Annotated in this window: 13 protein-coding genes; 3 read left to right on the forward strand and 10 right to left on the reverse strand. The window is 38.0% G+C overall.

What is annotated here, in order from left to right; all coding sequences use genetic code 11:
* The first annotated feature begins 8 nt into the window (after window positions 1-8).
* Together nadE and WQ54_RS12360 are read left to right on the forward strand one after the other, a co-directional pair.
* A complete protein-coding gene (gene nadE / locus WQ54_RS12355; protein WP_046516975.1) occupies window positions 9-827 on the forward strand; it encodes an ammonia-dependent NAD(+) synthetase in 819 nt (272 codons plus the stop codon).
* A 473-nt stretch (window positions 828-1,300) separates the two neighbouring features.
* Window positions 1,301-2,095, forward strand: a complete 795-nt coding sequence (locus WQ54_RS12360; protein ID WP_046516978.1) for an aminoglycoside phosphotransferase family protein — start codon at window positions 1,301-1,303, stop codon at window positions 2,093-2,095.
* Between the two features lie 215 nt (window positions 2,096-2,310).
* Here the strand turns inward: WQ54_RS12360 and WQ54_RS12365 are convergent, their stop codons facing one another.
* From WQ54_RS12365 to uxaC, 4 genes are all read right to left on the reverse strand, one after another.
* Entirely contained in the window at window positions 2,311-3,801 is a 1,491-nt protein-coding gene (locus tag WQ54_RS12365; protein WP_046516980.1) for a UxaA family hydrolase, read from the reverse strand.
* A 5-nt stretch (window positions 3,802-3,806) separates the two neighbouring features.
* Window positions 3,807-5,270, reverse strand: coding sequence for a tagaturonate reductase (locus tag WQ54_RS12370; protein ID WP_231597519.1), 1,464 nt, complete (start codon window positions 5,268-5,270; stop codon window positions 3,807-3,809).
* 144 nt (window positions 5,271-5,414) lie between these two features.
* On the reverse strand, window positions 5,415-6,422 hold the full coding sequence (locus WQ54_RS12375; protein WP_046516982.1) for a LacI family DNA-binding transcriptional regulator: 1,008 nt from the start codon (window positions 6,420-6,422) through the stop codon (window positions 5,415-5,417).
* A gap of 38 nt (window positions 6,423-6,460) precedes the next feature.
* On the reverse strand, window positions 6,461-7,891 hold the full coding sequence (uxaC, locus tag WQ54_RS12380; RefSeq protein WP_046516984.1) for a glucuronate isomerase: 1,431 nt from the start codon (window positions 7,889-7,891) through the stop codon (window positions 6,461-6,463).
* A 298-nt stretch (window positions 7,892-8,189) separates the two neighbouring features.
* On the opposite strand from uxaC, the gene WQ54_RS31905 reads away from it, so the two are divergent.
* Entirely contained in the window at window positions 8,190-9,074 is an 885-nt protein-coding gene (locus WQ54_RS31905) for a hypothetical protein (RefSeq protein ID WP_052737767.1), read from the forward strand.
* Window positions 9,075-9,293: 219 nt separating this feature from the next.
* Here WQ54_RS31905 and WQ54_RS12390 read toward each other — a convergent pair whose 3' ends face one another.
* From WQ54_RS12390 to WQ54_RS12415, 6 genes are all read right to left on the reverse strand, one after another.
* Window positions 9,294-11,276, reverse strand: coding sequence for a beta-galactosidase (locus tag WQ54_RS12390; RefSeq protein ID WP_046516986.1), 1,983 nt, complete (start codon window positions 11,274-11,276; stop codon window positions 9,294-9,296).
* A gap of 339 nt (window positions 11,277-11,615) precedes the next feature.
* The gene (locus WQ54_RS12395) at window positions 11,616-12,290 is read right to left on the reverse strand and encodes a rhamnogalacturonan acetylesterase (protein WP_046516988.1); all 675 of its coding nucleotides are present in this window, start codon (window positions 12,288-12,290) and stop codon (window positions 11,616-11,618) included.
* Window positions 12,291-12,335: 45 nt separating this feature from the next.
* Window positions 12,336-13,370, reverse strand: a complete 1,035-nt coding sequence (locus WQ54_RS12400) for a glycoside hydrolase family 88 protein (protein WP_046516991.1) — start codon at window positions 13,368-13,370, stop codon at window positions 12,336-12,338.
* A 33-nt stretch (window positions 13,371-13,403) separates the two neighbouring features.
* Window positions 13,404-14,693, reverse strand: coding sequence for an ABC transporter substrate-binding protein (locus WQ54_RS12405; protein WP_156177909.1), 1,290 nt, complete (start codon window positions 14,691-14,693; stop codon window positions 13,404-13,406).
* Window positions 14,694-15,198: 505 nt separating this feature from the next.
* Window positions 15,199-15,834 (reverse strand): YesL family protein, encoded by a 636-nt coding sequence (locus WQ54_RS12410; protein ID WP_046516993.1) that lies wholly within the window; start codon window positions 15,832-15,834, stop codon window positions 15,199-15,201.
* Window positions 15,835-15,937: 103 nt separating this feature from the next.
* A complete protein-coding gene (locus tag WQ54_RS12415; protein ID WP_084822014.1) occupies window positions 15,938-16,831 on the reverse strand; it encodes a carbohydrate ABC transporter permease in 894 nt (297 codons plus the stop codon).
* Window position 16,832: the final 1 nt, after the last annotated feature.

Here is a 16,832-nt window from a genome sequence, read left to right on the forward strand (position 1 = left end):
ATGATCGTATGAACCTGCAAAACCAAATAATGAACGATTTACATGTAAAAGCAACTATTAATCCTAAGGAAGAAATAGAAACACGAGTTCAATTTTTAAAAGATTATCTAAAGAAAACGGGTGCGAAAGGCTTTGTACTAGGAATTAGCGGCGGGCAAGACTCTACCCTATCCGGCCGTCTAGCACAGCTTGCTGTTGAGGAGCTTAGAAATGAAGGCTATGATGCAAAATTTATTGCTGTAAGACTCCCATATGGTATCCAAAAAGATGAAGATGATGCACAGCTTGCCCTTTCATTTATTAAACCTGATGAAAGCATTGCCTTTGATATTTCAAGTACCGTTGACGCATTTGCGGAGAAATTTAACACTACAGCTGGTGAAGAACTTACGGACTTTAATAAAGGGAATGTAAAAGCAAGAGTTCGCATGATTACTCAATATGCGATTGGCGGGCAAAACGGTTTATTAGTGATAGGAACAGACCATGCTGCTGAGGCAGTTACTGGTTTCTTCACAAAATATGGTGATGGCGGTGCAGACCTTTTACCGCTTACCGGTCTTACGAAACGTCAAGGTAAAAGCCTGCTGAAGGAACTGGATGCTCCAGAGCGATTATATTTAAAAACACCTACAGCTGACCTGCTCGATAACAAACCTCTGCAGGCAGATGAAACAGAGCTTGGCATTTCATATGACGAATTAGACGATTATTTGGAAGGGAAACAGGTTATTCAAGAAGCGGCTGAAAAAATTGAAAAACGCTATCTAGCCTCTCAACATAAACGTGAGTTGCCGACCACTATGTTTGATGGTTGGTGGAAATAAGAAAAGCTCATGGCCCTGCTCAGCCAAAGGCAAATTAACGCTTATGAATAGAAAAAGTGTACTTACCGTCCATTCATGAGTAGCTTTTGCCCCTAGAGCAGCTAGGAGCAAGACACAGTAACTAAGTACAAGTTTTATGCTTAACTATATTTAAATGACGAAAATATTGTCTCAAAAAGGCTGAATCTCCAATGATACTAATATATAGAGGTTCTACTATTCTAGATCCTATATATTTTTTTCATGGGTCAGTCTTTTTTTGATTAGTCATCCTATTGCCGCTCTCAAATTACCATATTTATGATATTCTTAATTTAATAGGGCAATTTTACAGAGCCTTTATCTAAGAATACAGGGGGCGATTATATGAATTCATCTTTTAAAACAACTAGGGATAATATGGTCAGCGGGGATAACATGTTATCTTCCTATTAATGAAGTTTCCCCAATCTTTCTAAAAAGGTGGGAAATTAGTGATTTCTAATAGCCAATGTAATGAATCAACTGAAAAAATTCTTTCTGAACAAAAAGAAGTCAGTAAAAAGGCAGACGTTGTGCTCAGGCCTGCAGGAAAGTGGACGAAAAATGTTCATCATGTGTTAAATCATTTACATCGTCATGGCTTCACTCAAGCACCACAACTTGTTGGTTCAGGTTTTTCCTCTGACGGACGAGAAGCCTTAACGTATATGAACGGTGATATGATCCACCCCTCCCCCTGGAGCGATGAGGGATTATTTGAGTTAGGAAAAATGATACGCTCATTACACGATATAATGAAAGCGTTTCCCCCGTTAGAAAACTCATGCTGGCAGGACTGGTTTATCCATGATATCGGAAAACCCGTTATCATAAGCCATTGTGATATTTCACCTTGGAATGTTTTAACGAAAAATGGGAAGCCATGTGCTTTCATTGACTGGGAATATACTGGTCCAGTAGATCCATTAATTGAACTATCTAGGTCATGCTGGCTATTTCCTTATTTAGTTGATGATGATCTTGCCATTTCTCAAGGCCTCCCCTCTCCGCAAAAAAGAGCCGAACAAGTACGGTTAATCGTGGATGGATATGGTCTTGCTAAAAAAGAGCGCAGCGGTCTTTTCGAAAAAATAATTGAGGTGGTCGTTCACGAAACAGCTAACGAAGCAATTGAAGGTAACGTTACATCGGAAAGCGTCGGTCCTCTTTGGGGGTTTGCATGGCGTTCAAGATCGGCTTCATGGATCCTAAAAAACCGGGCGGTATTGGAAAACGCGATAACATAAGCACATAAAACGCGATAAACATCAAAAATGAAGGTGTGAACTATGTTTCCAGAAAATAAGCAGAATAAGTTACAATAACATTGTTATGTAAACTATTAACACCAAAAATAAATGTCTGCACTATATTTCTAGAAAATCAACAATGTACTAAACTATAACATTATTATGTAAACTATATCAACCAAAAAGGACAGAAGCCATCTGTCCTTTTTTTGTTATAAGGTGACACCTGTTTTAAAAATTGCAATTTCTCTGAAATTGTTTTTTTCATGATTAACAAGCTCACCGCTTGCAACCTTAATAATATAAGCGATAAAATCCTTTAACAAGTCTTCAGGTGATTGTCCTTCCAATAATGTTCCTGCGTTAAAATCAATCCAATGTCGCTTTGTTTCAAATATTTGCGAATTGGTTGAGATTTTCATTGTTGGGACAAATGTACCAAATGGTGTCCCCCTTCCTGTCGTGAACAACACAAGCTGGCAACCCGCTGCAGCCAAAGCAGAAGAAGCAACTAAATCATTTCCAGGCGCACTTAGTAGGTTCAAGCCTCTTTCTTTTAATCTTTCACCATATTTTAGAACGTCTACTACTGAAGCCGTTCCCGCTTTTTGGGTACAGCCAAGAGATTTATCTTCAAGCGTTGTAATCCCGCCGGCTTTATTGCCAGGTGAAGGATTTTCGTAAACAGGCTGGTCATGCTTTTGGAAATAACGTTTAAAGTCGTTAATTAATTCAACAATATCCTGAAAAACTTTTTCATTTTCCGCTCGTTCCATTAGAATCTTTTCAGCACCAAACATTTCCGGGACTTCTGTTAACACCGTGGTTGCTCCTTGGGCAACGAGATAATCGGAAAGTCTTCCAAGTAATGGATTTGCCGTTATTCCTGAGAACCCATCAGACCCGCCGCATTTTAACCCAATTTTCAATTCTGAAAGCGAAATATCCTCACGGGTATCCTCTTTGGCATTCTCATAGATTTCCACTAAAAGTTTAACACCCTCTTCAATTTCATTTGAAACCTCTTGAGAGAGTAAAAATTTCACACGGTCTTGATTGTATTCACCCAATGACTCTCTAAATTCATGGATATCATTATTTTCACACCCAAGGCCTAAAACTAAGACACCTCCAGCATTCGGATGCTTCACTGCATTTCCCAAAATTGTCCGGGTATTGACATGATCATCACCTAGCTGTGAACAGCCGTAATTATGCTTAAGAACCTGGATATGTTCAAATGGCGAGATATCCCCAACCGTTTCTTTGAATTCACGAATAATTTGATCTGCAATTCCATTCACACAGCCAACTGTTGGAACAATCCACAATTCATTTCGGATTCCAACCTGGCCATCATCTCTCCGGTATCCTTTAAAGGACAAACCCTCTTGCTGTTCGGTTAGTGCCTTCTTCTTTGGAAGATATTCATATTCTTCAACACCGGATAGGTTTGTTTTTGTATTTTGCGTATGCACCCAGTGACCAGTGTCAATATCTTCTATTGCGTGGCCAATCGGGAAGCCGTATTTTATAACATTTTCTCCGGTTCTTATCGGTTTCAGAGCGAATTTATGTCCTTTTGGAATGGGTTCCTTTAATAGAATAACCGTACCATCAATGTCGATCTTTTCATTTTCATTAAGCTGTTGAATTGCAACCGCAACATTATCTTGCTCATTTATTTTAATGAACGCTTTCATTGTATTCACCCTTTAAGTGTTGGAGTTTTTGTTATTGCTTTCGCCATCCCAAGTTTATCGATTGTCTGAATATGTTGTGTCACTGTTTCAGTTAGCTTTGGCAAATCGTTTAGATTTTCACCCCAAAGCTCTTCTGCTGAAAGAATGGTTTTCACAATTGCTTCAATCTCGTTTTCATCTCCATGATAATTGTTCCACAATCTCTGGAGTAAATCTAAAGCCTCTTGGTCATCAACAAGTTTGATGTCTTCCTCCCCTCGTTTTCCTCTATAGAAATAAATCATTGCACTTAATGAAAAAACAATCCCTTTTGGCAGTGTTCCAAACTGCTGAATATAATCGTGCAATGTCGGAAGAAGTCTTGCTTTAAACTTTGAAATGGAATTTAACGAGATACTTAATAAATAATGATGGATAAATGGATTTTTAAAACGATTCAAAACATCTTCTGCAAACTCGTTTAGCTCGTCTTTTGCAAAAGGTAAAGTCGGTAAAATCTCCTGATAAATGACAGATTCAATAAACTCTTTCGTTACATCATTTGTTACCGCTTCACTAACTGTTTGCAAACCTGCTAAAAAAGCCACAGGTGTCATTGCAGTATGTGCGCCATTTAAGATTTTCACCTTTTTCAATCTGAATGAGCTTAAATCATCTACCACATGAACATTGAGTCCTGCTTTTTCTGCGGGAAACTCCTCTTTAATAAACTCAGGTCCTTCTATGACAAACAAATGAAACTGTTCTCCAACAACAACAAGTTGATCATTATAACCCAGCTCATTTGTTTTTTCCTGTATTGTATCCTTTGGAAAACCCGGTACAATTCGGTCAACCAATGTATTGCAAAACGTATTTGCTTCTTCAACCCATTTGCTAAATGCCGGTTCTAAGTTCCATGTATCTGCATATTGCAATATAATCCGCTTTAATTCTTTTCCGTTTTCCTCAATTAATTCGCATGGTAAAATGATAAATCCCTTTGAAAGATCACCATGAAAAACTTGAAACCGTTCATACAAAAAGGCTGTTAATTTGCCAGGGAAGCTTTTTTGCGGACGATCATGGAGAAGATCCTCGTTGTTAAACGTAATTCCAGCTTCCGTTGTATTTGAAATAATAAACCGCAGCTCAGGATTTTTGGCCATCGCTAAATAGTCATCATACTCGGTAATAATATTAATCCCTCTGCTTATACTGCTGATGACTTCATGTTCACTAACGGGCTGATGATCCTTAATCCCTTGTAAATACAAAGTATAAAGTCCATCCTGCTTGTTGATTGTGTTAACAGCTCCATTTGCAGTCGATTGAACAACAACTACACCGCCATTGAATAAATTCTTCTTATTCATCTCATGAATTTGCCAGTCAGTAAATGCTCTCAGAAAATTACCTGTGCCAAATTGCAGCACTTTTTCCGGGTATTCAGGTATATGACTCAACATATCTTTTGTTAAATGCTTCAACCGAAATTCCTCCTTATCTATGCACACGTTAACATCTTTAGTCATAAAAAACAGACACCAACCAGGCGGAGCCGTACCGCTCGTTATGAACGGGATAGAAAGCCCGGCTCCTCTTTTGGAGGAGCCATTCATAAAGCCTTATCTTTATCCTTCCTTACGTACTGCCACTGATTGCCGATTTACCAGCTGGGTTGTTAAGAATATTGGTTCAGCCGTTTCTTCTGCTCTGTCCATTAAATGTAATAATTTTTTTGCGCCAACCATACTTATCTTTTCGATTGGTCTCTTTACTGTTGTAAGTGCAGGTGTTGTATATTCTGAAATACCAATATCATCGAAGCCAATGATCGAAATGTCTGTTGGGACTGTAAGGTCTGCTTCATTAATGGCCTTCATTGCCCCGATTGCCATATCATCATTTGAACAAAAAACCGCTGTTGGAGGGTTTTCTATACATAACAGCTTTTTCATAGATTCATAACCGCTTACCATGTCATAATTACCTTTTACCATATACTCCTGAAAAATCGGCAGCTGATGATCAATTAAGGCATTTAAATAGCCCTCTTTTCTTTCAAGTGAAGAGCGGAATTTTGGTGTACCTTCAATAATCGCTATTTTTCGATGGCCATTCATGATAAAAAAGCGAACTGCCTCATATGCCCCTTCCCTATCGTTTGATAAAATATTAACAATCGATGGGTCATCAACTTGGCGATTTAAAACAACTAGAGGAATTTTTTGTTCCAATACATGATAAATAAATGAATTATCTATGTCACTTTGACTCATTAAGATAATGCCATCAAACCGTTTCCGGGTGATCGCAGAAAAATGTTCAAAATCCTGGATTCCTCTAATAAATAAATTATAGTTTTCATCAATCACCGTATGAACACCTCTGATTGTTTCAGCTAGAAAGCTTGACGTTGTTCCTTCTGTCAGACTAGTTAAAAACAACCCGATCGTATAAGACCTCTGCAAAACAAGGCTTCTTGCATGCACATCCGGTGAATAATTAAGCTGGTTGGCGATTTCAATTATTTTTCTCTTTGTTTTTTCTTTTATTAATGGACTATTATTTAGTGCTCTGGATACCGTTGTATGTGAAACATTTGCTAGTTTTGCAATATCCTTAATTGTAACTCCCACCCGGAAAACCTACTTTCCATTACGTTTACGCTAGAATATCATAGCTCTTTTTCTAATTCCAATACACTTGAAAACTGAAAGTATTCCTTCGCATTGAAGTAAGAAATCCCTTGTATGATTTCCCCCAGCATGTCTGGATCATAAGGAACTTCACCATTTTCAACCCATTCTCCGACTAAATTACAAACTAGCCGTCTAAAATATTCATGTCTTGTATAAGAAAGGAAGCTTCTTGAATCAGTCAGCATTCCAATGAACTGGCTAAATAAACCAATGTTTGCTAACGTTTTCATTTGATCAAGCATGCCATCCTTCTGATCATTAAACCACCAAGCTGTTCCAAATTGCATTTTTCCTCTTAATCCGCCGCCCTGGAAGCTGCCGATTAAACTTGCTAATACAGGATTGTCTTTTGGATTTAATGAATAAAGAATTGTTTTTGGCAGCGCCTTTTCACTCTCTAGTGCATCAAGCAAACGACATAAAGGCTTAGCAACCAGATCATCATTCATGCCGTCATAACCTGTATCAGGCCCAAGCTCAGCAAGCATTCTCGTATTATTATTTCGAAGGGCATTAATATGCAGCTGCATCGCCCAGCCTAAACTAGCATATTTTTTCCCTAAGAATACTAATGTATATGATTTGTATTTCATTTCCTCTTCAGTTGTTACCTTTTCACCAGCTAAAGCTTTTCTAAAGATGGAATCAACTTCTTCCTTCTTTGCCTCAGTGAACATCATCGTATCAATGGCATGGTCAGAAACTCTTCCTCCAAGTTCATGGAAAAAGTCAATTCTAGATTCGAGGGCCGTTAAAAAATGATCGTAATTTTCAATTGATTGGTTGGAAACCACTGCTAATTTTTCAACCCATGATACAAATTGATCACGGTTAATTTCCAACCCTTTATCAGGCCTAAAGGAAGGTAAAACCTTAACTTGAAAATCATCAGAATCCCTTAGTTTTTGGTGATATTCCAATGTATCGACAGGGTCATCTGTCGTACAAATAACTTCAACTTTCGATTTTTTAATCAATTCTCTTACAGTAAAGTCTTCACTGTTTAGTTGTTCATTTACTTTTTCCCAAATCATTGGTGCATTTTTTTCATTTAAAAGGTCATAAACGCCGAAGTAACGCTGAAGCTCAAGATGTGTCCAATTATAAAGCGGATTTCCAATTGCCATTGGAATGGTTTTTGCCCAAGCTAAAAATTTATCGTAATCGCTTGCATTTCCTGTGATATAATCTTCTTCAATTCCATTTGCTCTCATTGCTCTCCATTTATAATGATCACCATACAACCAAGCTTCCGTTATATTTTTAAATTTTTTATTTTCATAGATTTCCTGCGGGCTTAGGTGGCAATGATAATCAATAATTGGCATGTCCTTAGCGTATTGGTGATATAACGTTGAAGCAACTTCGTTTGTTAATAAAAAATTTTCTCCCATAAATGTTTTCAATTCATTCAACCCCTTTACAATATTGCACACGTGAACATTTCAAGCGAAACCAGTTGAACCTATTAAACAGAAACTAGAGAGTATGTATTGCACACGTGAACATCTATTTTCATTATAGGTCTAGTATTGAGCAAATTCAAGCTAGTAAATGTGTAAAAATTGCAATCTATTCCTTTTGTCGAAATTTAGCTGTTGAATCTTTTCCCATCTTTTTATGGTAAAATTATCATTAATTTATTAAACTATTAATGACTAACCAATGACTTTTGATCTAATAATGAGAAAAGGTGGGAAACAAATGAAAAACAGCAAAAACTCCCTATTTAACCTGTCTTTTTGGGCTTCTATCGCACTTGTTCTATTAACGTTTGCAGCAATTGTTGTTAAGTACAAGAAAAATATCCCTCCTACTTTTGGAACCCCTAAATACCCACTGGTTATTATGAGTATATTAAGAAAAGGGTTTAGCGGCTCACCTATTTCTACAAAATATGATCATATTATTAAAAGGATGTCAAAAATTGATGTTTTAAAACATTACTTTAAATACGGTAATATTCCCATTACCGGGCCAGTATGCAGAGAAGCTGTTTTCAACGTTTTCGGAATAAATCTAGATAAAATCTCTGACGAAGGTGGAGGTGCAAAACGCTCAAGCTATCCAGAAGAGATAATGCAAGGAATGAGAACGGCCTTAAAAAACAAATCCAGCAAACATGATGATTGGAATCAAACAATCATGTCATTAAAAAAAGCAGAAGTAATGGATCTCTTTCTTCAAACCTTTCAAAATCATACATACGAGGATATCATTCGAATCATTAATCTAATCTATGGAATTAATCTTCCAGGTATCTCTTCATTAGAGAACGCAGGAATTTCCCTTTATTCAAAAAATCAATGGCTTGTTAAAACCGAATCAGATTTATTTGTCGTATACACAGGTAAAGGTGATATTGATGTCAAGGTATATGCTACCGGTTATTTCTTAAACCAAACCGGTTCAACAGAGTTACCGCACGACTTAATAACCGCCTTACAAAGTCTTGGATTTGGCCTTAATCCAGAAAAAGATGTTCTTTACTATGAAAATCCGATTGGCGAATCGGTGTCTGACTCATTTAAGGGACAAACCTTACAAGCAATCCGCTCCGTTATCCATACACTGAATGCAAATAATTAAGAAGACAAAACTCACTTAAAGAATATGCTAACTGCTTATTGAAAACCCCCTATTTTCAAAATGTAAATTTGGAAATAGGGGGGTTTTCATGTATTTTTATTTTTTATTACACCAGAGCAGAGGTAAGATATGAAAAAAGCTGCCGGATCTTTCTCGACAGCCTGACAAAACGCTAATAAAGAGTTTTGTCTTTTTTCTTTCCTAAACGCTACAGAGCAGTTAAAATTGGATCACTTTATACTCGTAAGGGGCAATTTCAACTTTTCCTTTCTCTGCATGCTCACCTGTTAATAGATCTATACCTGAAGATGGGAGCGTAACTGTTCCGCCTTTTCCATCCATATTGACAATGATCCAAACAACAAAATCGTTACCTTGTCTTGGTGCAACAATGGTTCCTTTCGAAACATCCGTTTTTAAGGAAACATTCGCTTCTTTTGCATAATGATGTAAACATGTTTTAAGTAAGACATCACCTGAATCGCCCATTGGCAATGAGCCCAGCATAACAATTTTACCTTTTCCTAATTGATTTTCCGTCATAAAGGCTTTTCCTGCAGAAATTCCTTCTGTAATAGTCCCAACTGCTTTTCCGGCTGTAGGTTGAAACACAGTACTCCATAAACCTAATGGTGCACTTACTTCCATAAACTCACCAATCGAATCCGTTCCATCCATTGGATACGTAAATAAGGTTTCCGCTCCTGCCAGCTGATCCAGCTCCCCTAGTCCGGCATTTGTATGGATGGTATGATGCTCCGTTCTTCCTCCAGTCAGCGGGCCGACAATCCAGATCCCGCCAGCTTCAACAAACTCTTTAGCCTGAGTGATATAATCTTTTGACAGATAGTGGACAAACGGAGTAAACAACAATTTATAACCATCTAGTTTTGCTTGTTCTGGAATGAGATCTCGATGGATGCCGCTTGAGAGAATTTTTTCATAAAAATCAATGAGAAGTGATCGGTAATCCAGCCCTTTATGTGGTTCTGTTTTAATAAAAGCCTTGGCAATATCCGAATAAGTAACAGCCACCTCAGCTTGAAGAGGGGCAGTTGATAAAATGAATGGCTCTAACTCTTTTCTAGCTTTTTCTACTTCCTTTACATTTTCAAAGCCAACGGTTGGTTTTCCCCATGCACTGATCACAGACCCATGGGGCTGCTCACAGCCTGTCCGCTGCTGCCTCCAGAGCCAATAACAAAATGCTTCAGCACCTAATGCATATGCAGCAACAGCTTCAGCCTTTAAATAACCATTTGGATGCGGGGCCGCATAGCTTTCGAGTGAGGCGCTATAGGATGTACTTGTCTCCATAATCCAAAAATCTCTGCCTGGCTTAAAATTTCTCCATAAGTCACAGTTAAATAAATAAGCGTGGGCATTCTTTTGTTCAGCATACGTATCAAAAGAAGCAAAATCCAAGTTCTTAAAAAGCCGTTCATTATTTACATGGAAAAAAGTTCCGCTATTATGAGTAATCGGGGCCTTAGAATACTTTCGGATAATGTCAGCCTGCTCATCAGAAAATTCCGCAATTTTTTCAAAAGAGAATAGTTGATACATCGTTTTTAAGGATGAATTATGAAGAAATGGTGCCGGGCCAGGCTGTGGTACTTGATCAAAGCGATGATAATATTGACTCCAAATATGCGTTCCCCATGCTTCATTTAATTGATCAATCGATCCGTACCGCTCCTCAAGCCATTGATGCCATTGCGATTTACATGTTTGACACATACATTCACTTACATGGCATTTAAATTCATTATCGATTTGCCAGCCAATCACACTTGGAAGATTCCCGACTGCCTTTGCGATCTCCTCAGTAATGATGGCTGCCCTCTCACGAAAATATGGATGATTTGTACAAACATGCTGACGCGAACCATGTCCCATCACTCGGCCTTGATCATCAACATACATTCGTTCAGGATGATTGTGGGTATGCCAAATTGGCGGAGTCGGAGTTGGCGTACACATAACCGTCTCAATTCCATGGTCACTTAATTGATGAATCACATCAACAAAAAAGCTAACATCAATTTGACCTTCTTCTTTTTCTAATGTTGACCAAGCGAATTCTCCCATCCTAACCACATTGATTCCAGCTTCCTTCATAAGCTTGATATCTTCTGCAATGGTTTCACTATCCCATAATTCCGGATAATATGCCGCACCATGATATAATTTTTTATCCATAATAACTCCCCTGTTAAGTAGTAGAATAATTGTTCAAGAAAAAACGAAGAAAAGGCAGTTACCCCTTTCCCCCTCTTAACGGGCAGTAAATCCCCTCTAAGATTCTAGCTAGGATAAGTAGATAACTAAGGGATAACTGACCGTATTGTTCCGATAAGTTTCGCTAACCGCCAATGGAAAGCCCACCACTGACGGAAGTCTCACTTTATCCCATCTTAACGGGCAGTAAATCCCTACTAAGATTTTAGCTAACCTAAGAAGTTAGGTGGGGATAACTGACCGTATTGTTCCTATAAGTTTCGCTAACCGCCAGTGGAAAGCCCACCACTGACGGAAGTCTCACTTTATATAACCTGCAATTGGTAGCCCCAGCTCTTTCATGCCCTCGATTACGAGCTTAGCCACTTCAAATGCGCCATTTTCACAGAAATGGGTATTGTCCTCAATTCCCTCAAGGTAATTTGGGTGGACATTTGGAGGAAACATCGTAAATAGGCTCCTTGAACCTTCTTCCCCCAAAGCTTCATATAAAAGCTTTGTCTTTGACCATAAATCAATGTACGGTACACCCATCCTTTCAGCCAATTGGATCATTGCTTGTGGATAGTCACCCAACGTATTTTCAATCTGCCCATTTTGATTAAATTTTCTCCGGTGTACAGATGTTAACAGGATCGGATGGGCTTCTTTTTCGCGTGCCCCCGTTATATATTGAGACAAATAAGTTTGATAGGTTGTAAATGGCTCGGTACCATACGATTTTTGATCATTGTGCCCAAATTGAATAAAGAGATAATTGTTTGGCTGAATACGTTCTAGAATCGATTTCAGCCTTCCTTCTTCAATAAAACTATTTGAACTTCTTCCGCCCTTTGCTTCATTGTAAACAACCACATTTTCGGTAAAAAAAGATTGAAAGACTTGTCCCCAACCAGCCATAGGCGCTTCATGTTCCGGACAATTGGCAACAGTTGAATCACCGGCTAAATAGATAGCTTGCTTACGATCAACCACGTGATGATCACCTCTGATTTATCTTGTTTTATAACTATTAATCTATTAATTATAGACGTGTTTATTCGCCTTTAAAATCCCTGATAAGAAAGCAAGTGCCAACCCTTGTCCCCACCCTTGAATTCGTTTGTAAGGGACATTTTTATAACCCTCTGCATCCCTCATCACAGCAGTACCTGCGGAAACCATTGAAACTTTTCCATCCTCTTCTATCACTTTTTGAATCCCATCAATTGATTTTTGGATATATTTATTATAGAGATTCCCTCTCGTTACTAGAGCAGCCGCGATCGCTGCTGATCCAGAACTCTCAAGATATGATGATGGATCATTAACAATTGTATGCCATAAACCGGACTCGTCCTGAAGGCGAACAAGTGCGCTTAATTGATCCCTTAAGGAACAATCAATGACCATATAGGAAGGATGCTGCACTTCTACTAAATCTAAAGCCTTTGCCATGGTTAAAGCTGCCCATCCGTTTCCTCTGGCCCAATAAATAGAAGACATGTGATTTTGCGCGATATGGTCCCAGCCATGATAATAGAGATTTGTCAATGGATCTTGAAGAAATTCTTCATGGCCATGGTACTGCTTGAGACCATCTTCAAAATAATCTTCACGATTTAGCAGCCTGCCAACACGAACTAAAAATAAGCCTGCCATCATCATGGTATCAACCCATGCTTGTTCCGGGAAAACATCCTTAACAGAGTTAACCGTATGCTGAAAAATACCATCAGCAAATCGTGGGGCATCATTTTGTAAATAATCTGCCATGTCTTTAATAACATTCAAATATTTTTCATCTTCTGTTACTTGGTAAAGGGTGATTAATGCGTGTCCGATTGAAACACCATTAATCGATAGCTTTGGCAGTCCATCTTCCAGCCATTCATCTACCCACGATTTTAATAGATCCATGTATTCTTTTTGTTCTGTTGCTTCATAAGCTTCCGCAACTCCATAAAAGGCCACTCCGCCTGGCCAATCCCAATTAAAATCCATCTCAAACGTTCTCTTTACTACATTATCAATTAACTGACGAATTTCTGCTTCATCATATTGAAGTTTTGGCATGTCTCTTCCTCCAGTTTCGATTTGCAATCATTGCTAGTTGTCTTTTAAAATAGCTTCAGCCTGTGATCTAAACTTTTTCGCACCTTCTTCAGGGGTTATTTTCTGAAAAAGGATTTGATCCGAAATATTTTTTAACAGCTCCATTACTTGCGCACTGCCTATTGGATCTGGCGGGTAAAATTCATTTGTTCGTTTTGAAGCTTCTTCCACATATTCCACAATTTTCATTTCGCCACTGGATAGCTCTGGTTTTATCGCGTCTGAAACTTTCGTTGAAACAGGTACCCCTCGTTCTCCTTTTATTAACTTATTAGCTTCGATATTATTCACGAAAAAATTAATAAATTTTGCTGCTTCTTCTTTCTGCTTTGAGCTTTTCGGAATAGAAAACAACATGCTCGGTTTTAAAAATAATGACTGATTTTCAAGATGCTCCGGCGGCAAATGGAGGGTCAAAGGTGCATCGGTAAATTGATCAAATCCTGCATATTGGTTTGAATAGTTCCAAGTAATAGCAGATGTTCCTTTGACAATAAAGTCTTCCTCAACTCCTCTTGCTGCAGCTCCCTCATCAGGAGTAGGAAATGCCTGTTTTTCAATTAGCCTGACCTGCTGTTCAAAATAATCAATAAATAATTGATCATCTGTATAAGCCAGACCTGTTCCGTCCTCTTTATAAAATGCCTCACCCTTCGTTCTTAAATAATAAGGAAAAAAGACATCAGGCGGGTCCATTCCATTTGACCCATATACATTGGCATTTTGTTTAATTTTTAGCGCAATTTGCTCCATATCTTCCCATGTCCAATTTTCTTCAATACTTACACCAGCTTTTTCTAAAAGCTCATCATTTGTAATGACCGATAGGACATTTACACCAAGAATAAAGCCAAATAGTTTATCATCAACCATCCCGCTTTGATAGACATGTTCAGGTATTGAAGATACATCTATCGTTTCGTTTTCAATATAGGGTGATAAATCTTCCAGCAAACCTTTTTCACCATATTCCCGCAAAAACGCCATATCCATTTGGATGACATCGGGAAGTTCATTAGCAGCAGCCATTGGTGCCAGCCTTTTCCAATAATCATCCCAGTTTCCAAACTCTGGTTCAATATTCACGTTCGGATTTTGCTTTTCATACATTTCAATGATCTTTGTTGTATATTCATGTCGAGATTGAGAAGCCCCCCACCATGCCACTCTGATCGTAATGTTATCTTCCCCGCCTCCACTGACTTCACTTGTATCACGATTATTTTGATCACAAGCTGAGAGGGTAAGCATGAACATTAAAATGAGGGTAATACGTATCATCATAACTATCACATCCCCTTATTTTATATGTAAGTGCTTACATATATAGTGTAATCGTTCATTGAGTAATATTTAATAAAAAAAGCAGAGTTCATTGTTAAAAAATCAGAGTATTTTTAACAATAATAGCCTAGTAACATTGTAATCGTTAACAATATTGGGGTCTACTTCTTTCTTGAGTCAAGGTTTAAATGGAAGTGAAGAAACGAACGTGCACGAATCTTGTTTACCTAGTCAATTAAGTCGCACATGAATAGATGGTGTAATGTACCTAATTCATGAATGGCTGGACCATAGAGGGCTAGGCGCTTGCAGCACCCCTCGCGAAGTCCTCATCTTCTTGCTGCACTTGCATGTCATGTGCTGCTGAACTGGATGTCATACGCTTATCCTCAGTTTAAGAATTTTATCATTTCTGAAATGACAAAAAGAAGCGAAAGAAGTTTACCTCTTTCGCCAAAAATACATCTTATCGATCAAGTACTAAAAAGAATGCAACGCCAAGTGTTTATTTCTGCATCATTATCTGAAGCTTCCGATTTACTTTATGAAAGGCATTGAATGCAGGTTTCGTAATGGCCAGAGCCAAAATATTGCCGCTGCAAATGATCAGCAAAGGGGGAGCATAGGATAATAAAAACAGTAATCCACCCGTACCGACAAGCATGAGCAATGTCTGGAGCGGATTCATAATCATAACAAAAAACGAATTTTTAAGAACTTGTAATACTTTCATATCAAAATGAACATACATCGGAAAAATATAAAATAACATACAGACAAAGATCAGAGATACGATCATAAATGGAACAATTAACACATTCTGAATACCAGATGATGCTTGATATAAGTAAACAAAATCGATCGCCAAAATGGCAGTTATCATCATAAGAACAAGACCAAGGAGATTGCTTTTACCAAATTCTTTTTTATAGGAGCTTAAGAATGTTTTATAGATCGAAATCTCCATCTCACCTACTGCCCATTTTCTGACGACGGCAAACATGGCTGCTGTTGCAGGGAAGAAGCCAAAAGCAACTAAACCAAGAAGTGAAAAGGATATCCACAGTAGATTCAGCCAAGCTAATCTTGAAATCCATTCCAGAATGTTGTTAACTCCACCCATAAATCCTGTTGTTTCCATTCATACTCCCTCCTCATTCTTTTTAATCTTGATTGATTCTGATAAATAAAATTCCAGGGTGTTAAATAGAAGGTATGACCTTATTTACACCCTTCTCTCATTTTTATCCTTTTAAGCCGCTGGTACTTATTCCTTCAACAACATGACGTTGGAATAAGAAGAAGATAACAAATACAGGAATTAAGGTAACAATTGACATCGCAAACATAGCTCCCCAGTTTGATACAGTTTCATTACTTAAGAACATATTTAATGCCATTGAGACCGTATACTTATCAGGGCTGTTCAAGTAAAGTACTGGTCCAAGTAAATTGTCCCATGTCCAATAGAAAGAAAAGATTGATGCTGTTGCTAAAGCAGGTCTGATTAAAGGTAAGATAATCTTGTAAAAGATTTTAAATGTACTGCATCCATCAATTGTCGCTGCTTCATCCAATTCTCTTGGGATTGTACGAATAAATTGAACTAATAGAAAAATAAAGAACGGATGTCCAAAGTAAGCTGGAATCACGATCGGTTTAATTGAATCAAGCCAACCTAGCTTTGAAAAAATAATATATTGAGGAATCATAACTACCTCATAAGGCAGCATTAAGGTTACCATCATAATAGCAAACCAAAAACCTTTTCCAAAGAAATTCAAACGTGCAAAGCCGAAAGCGATAAATGCTGAAGAAATCACTTGACCGATCATGGTAAAGATAACTAAGACCACTGTGTTTTTTATGAAAACACCGAAAGAATTTCCTCCAATACCTTGCCAGCCTTGTGCAAAGTTATCTAAAATAAATGGATCTGGAATGAGAGACTTTGCCGTCACAAAGATGGTTTCACTTGGTTTAAAGGAACTCATTAAGAGCCAAATAACGGGATAAAGCATTAATAATGCAAAGCCGCCAACCAATATATGATAAACCCACCATTTAACAGGTTTGACCTTTGGTGCAGTTATTCTTTCCGTTTTGGGCACACTTTTTGGACTCGCATTTATGTTCATC

Origin of the sequence: Bacillus sp. SA1-12, from assembly GCF_000981385.1 — a bacterium.
Classification (GTDB): Bacteria; Bacillota; Bacilli; order Bacillales; family Bacillaceae; genus Metabacillus.

Bases quoted from the DNA above. Each gene is read 5' to 3' on its own strand.
- WQ54_RS12365 (WP_046516980.1), bottom strand. From the start codon at position 3,801: ATGAAAGCGTTCATTAAAATAAATGAGCAAGATAATGTTGCGGTTGCA.
- WQ54_RS12405 (WP_156177909.1), bottom strand. From the start codon at position 14,693: ATGATGATACGTATTACCCTCATTTTAATGTTCATGCTTACCCTCTCA.
- nadE (WP_046516975.1), top strand. From the start codon at position 9: ATGAACCTGCAAAACCAAATAATGAACGATTTACATGTAAAAGCAACT.
- WQ54_RS31905 (WP_052737767.1), top strand. From the start codon at position 8,190: ATGAAAAACAGCAAAAACTCCCTATTTAACCTGTCTTTTTGGGCTTCT.
- WQ54_RS12410 (WP_046516993.1), bottom strand. From the start codon at position 15,834: ATGGAAACAACAGGATTTATGGGTGGAGTTAACAACATTCTGGAATGG.
- WQ54_RS12400 (WP_046516991.1), bottom strand. From the start codon at position 13,370: ATGCCAAAACTTCAATATGATGAAGCAGAAATTCGTCAGTTAATTGAT.
- WQ54_RS12415 (WP_084822014.1), bottom strand. From the start codon at position 16,831: ATGAACATAAATGCGAGTCCAAAAAGTGTGCCCAAAACGGAAAGAATA.
- WQ54_RS12390 (WP_046516986.1), bottom strand. From the start codon at position 11,276: ATGGATAAAAAATTATATCATGGTGCGGCATATTATCCGGAATTATGG.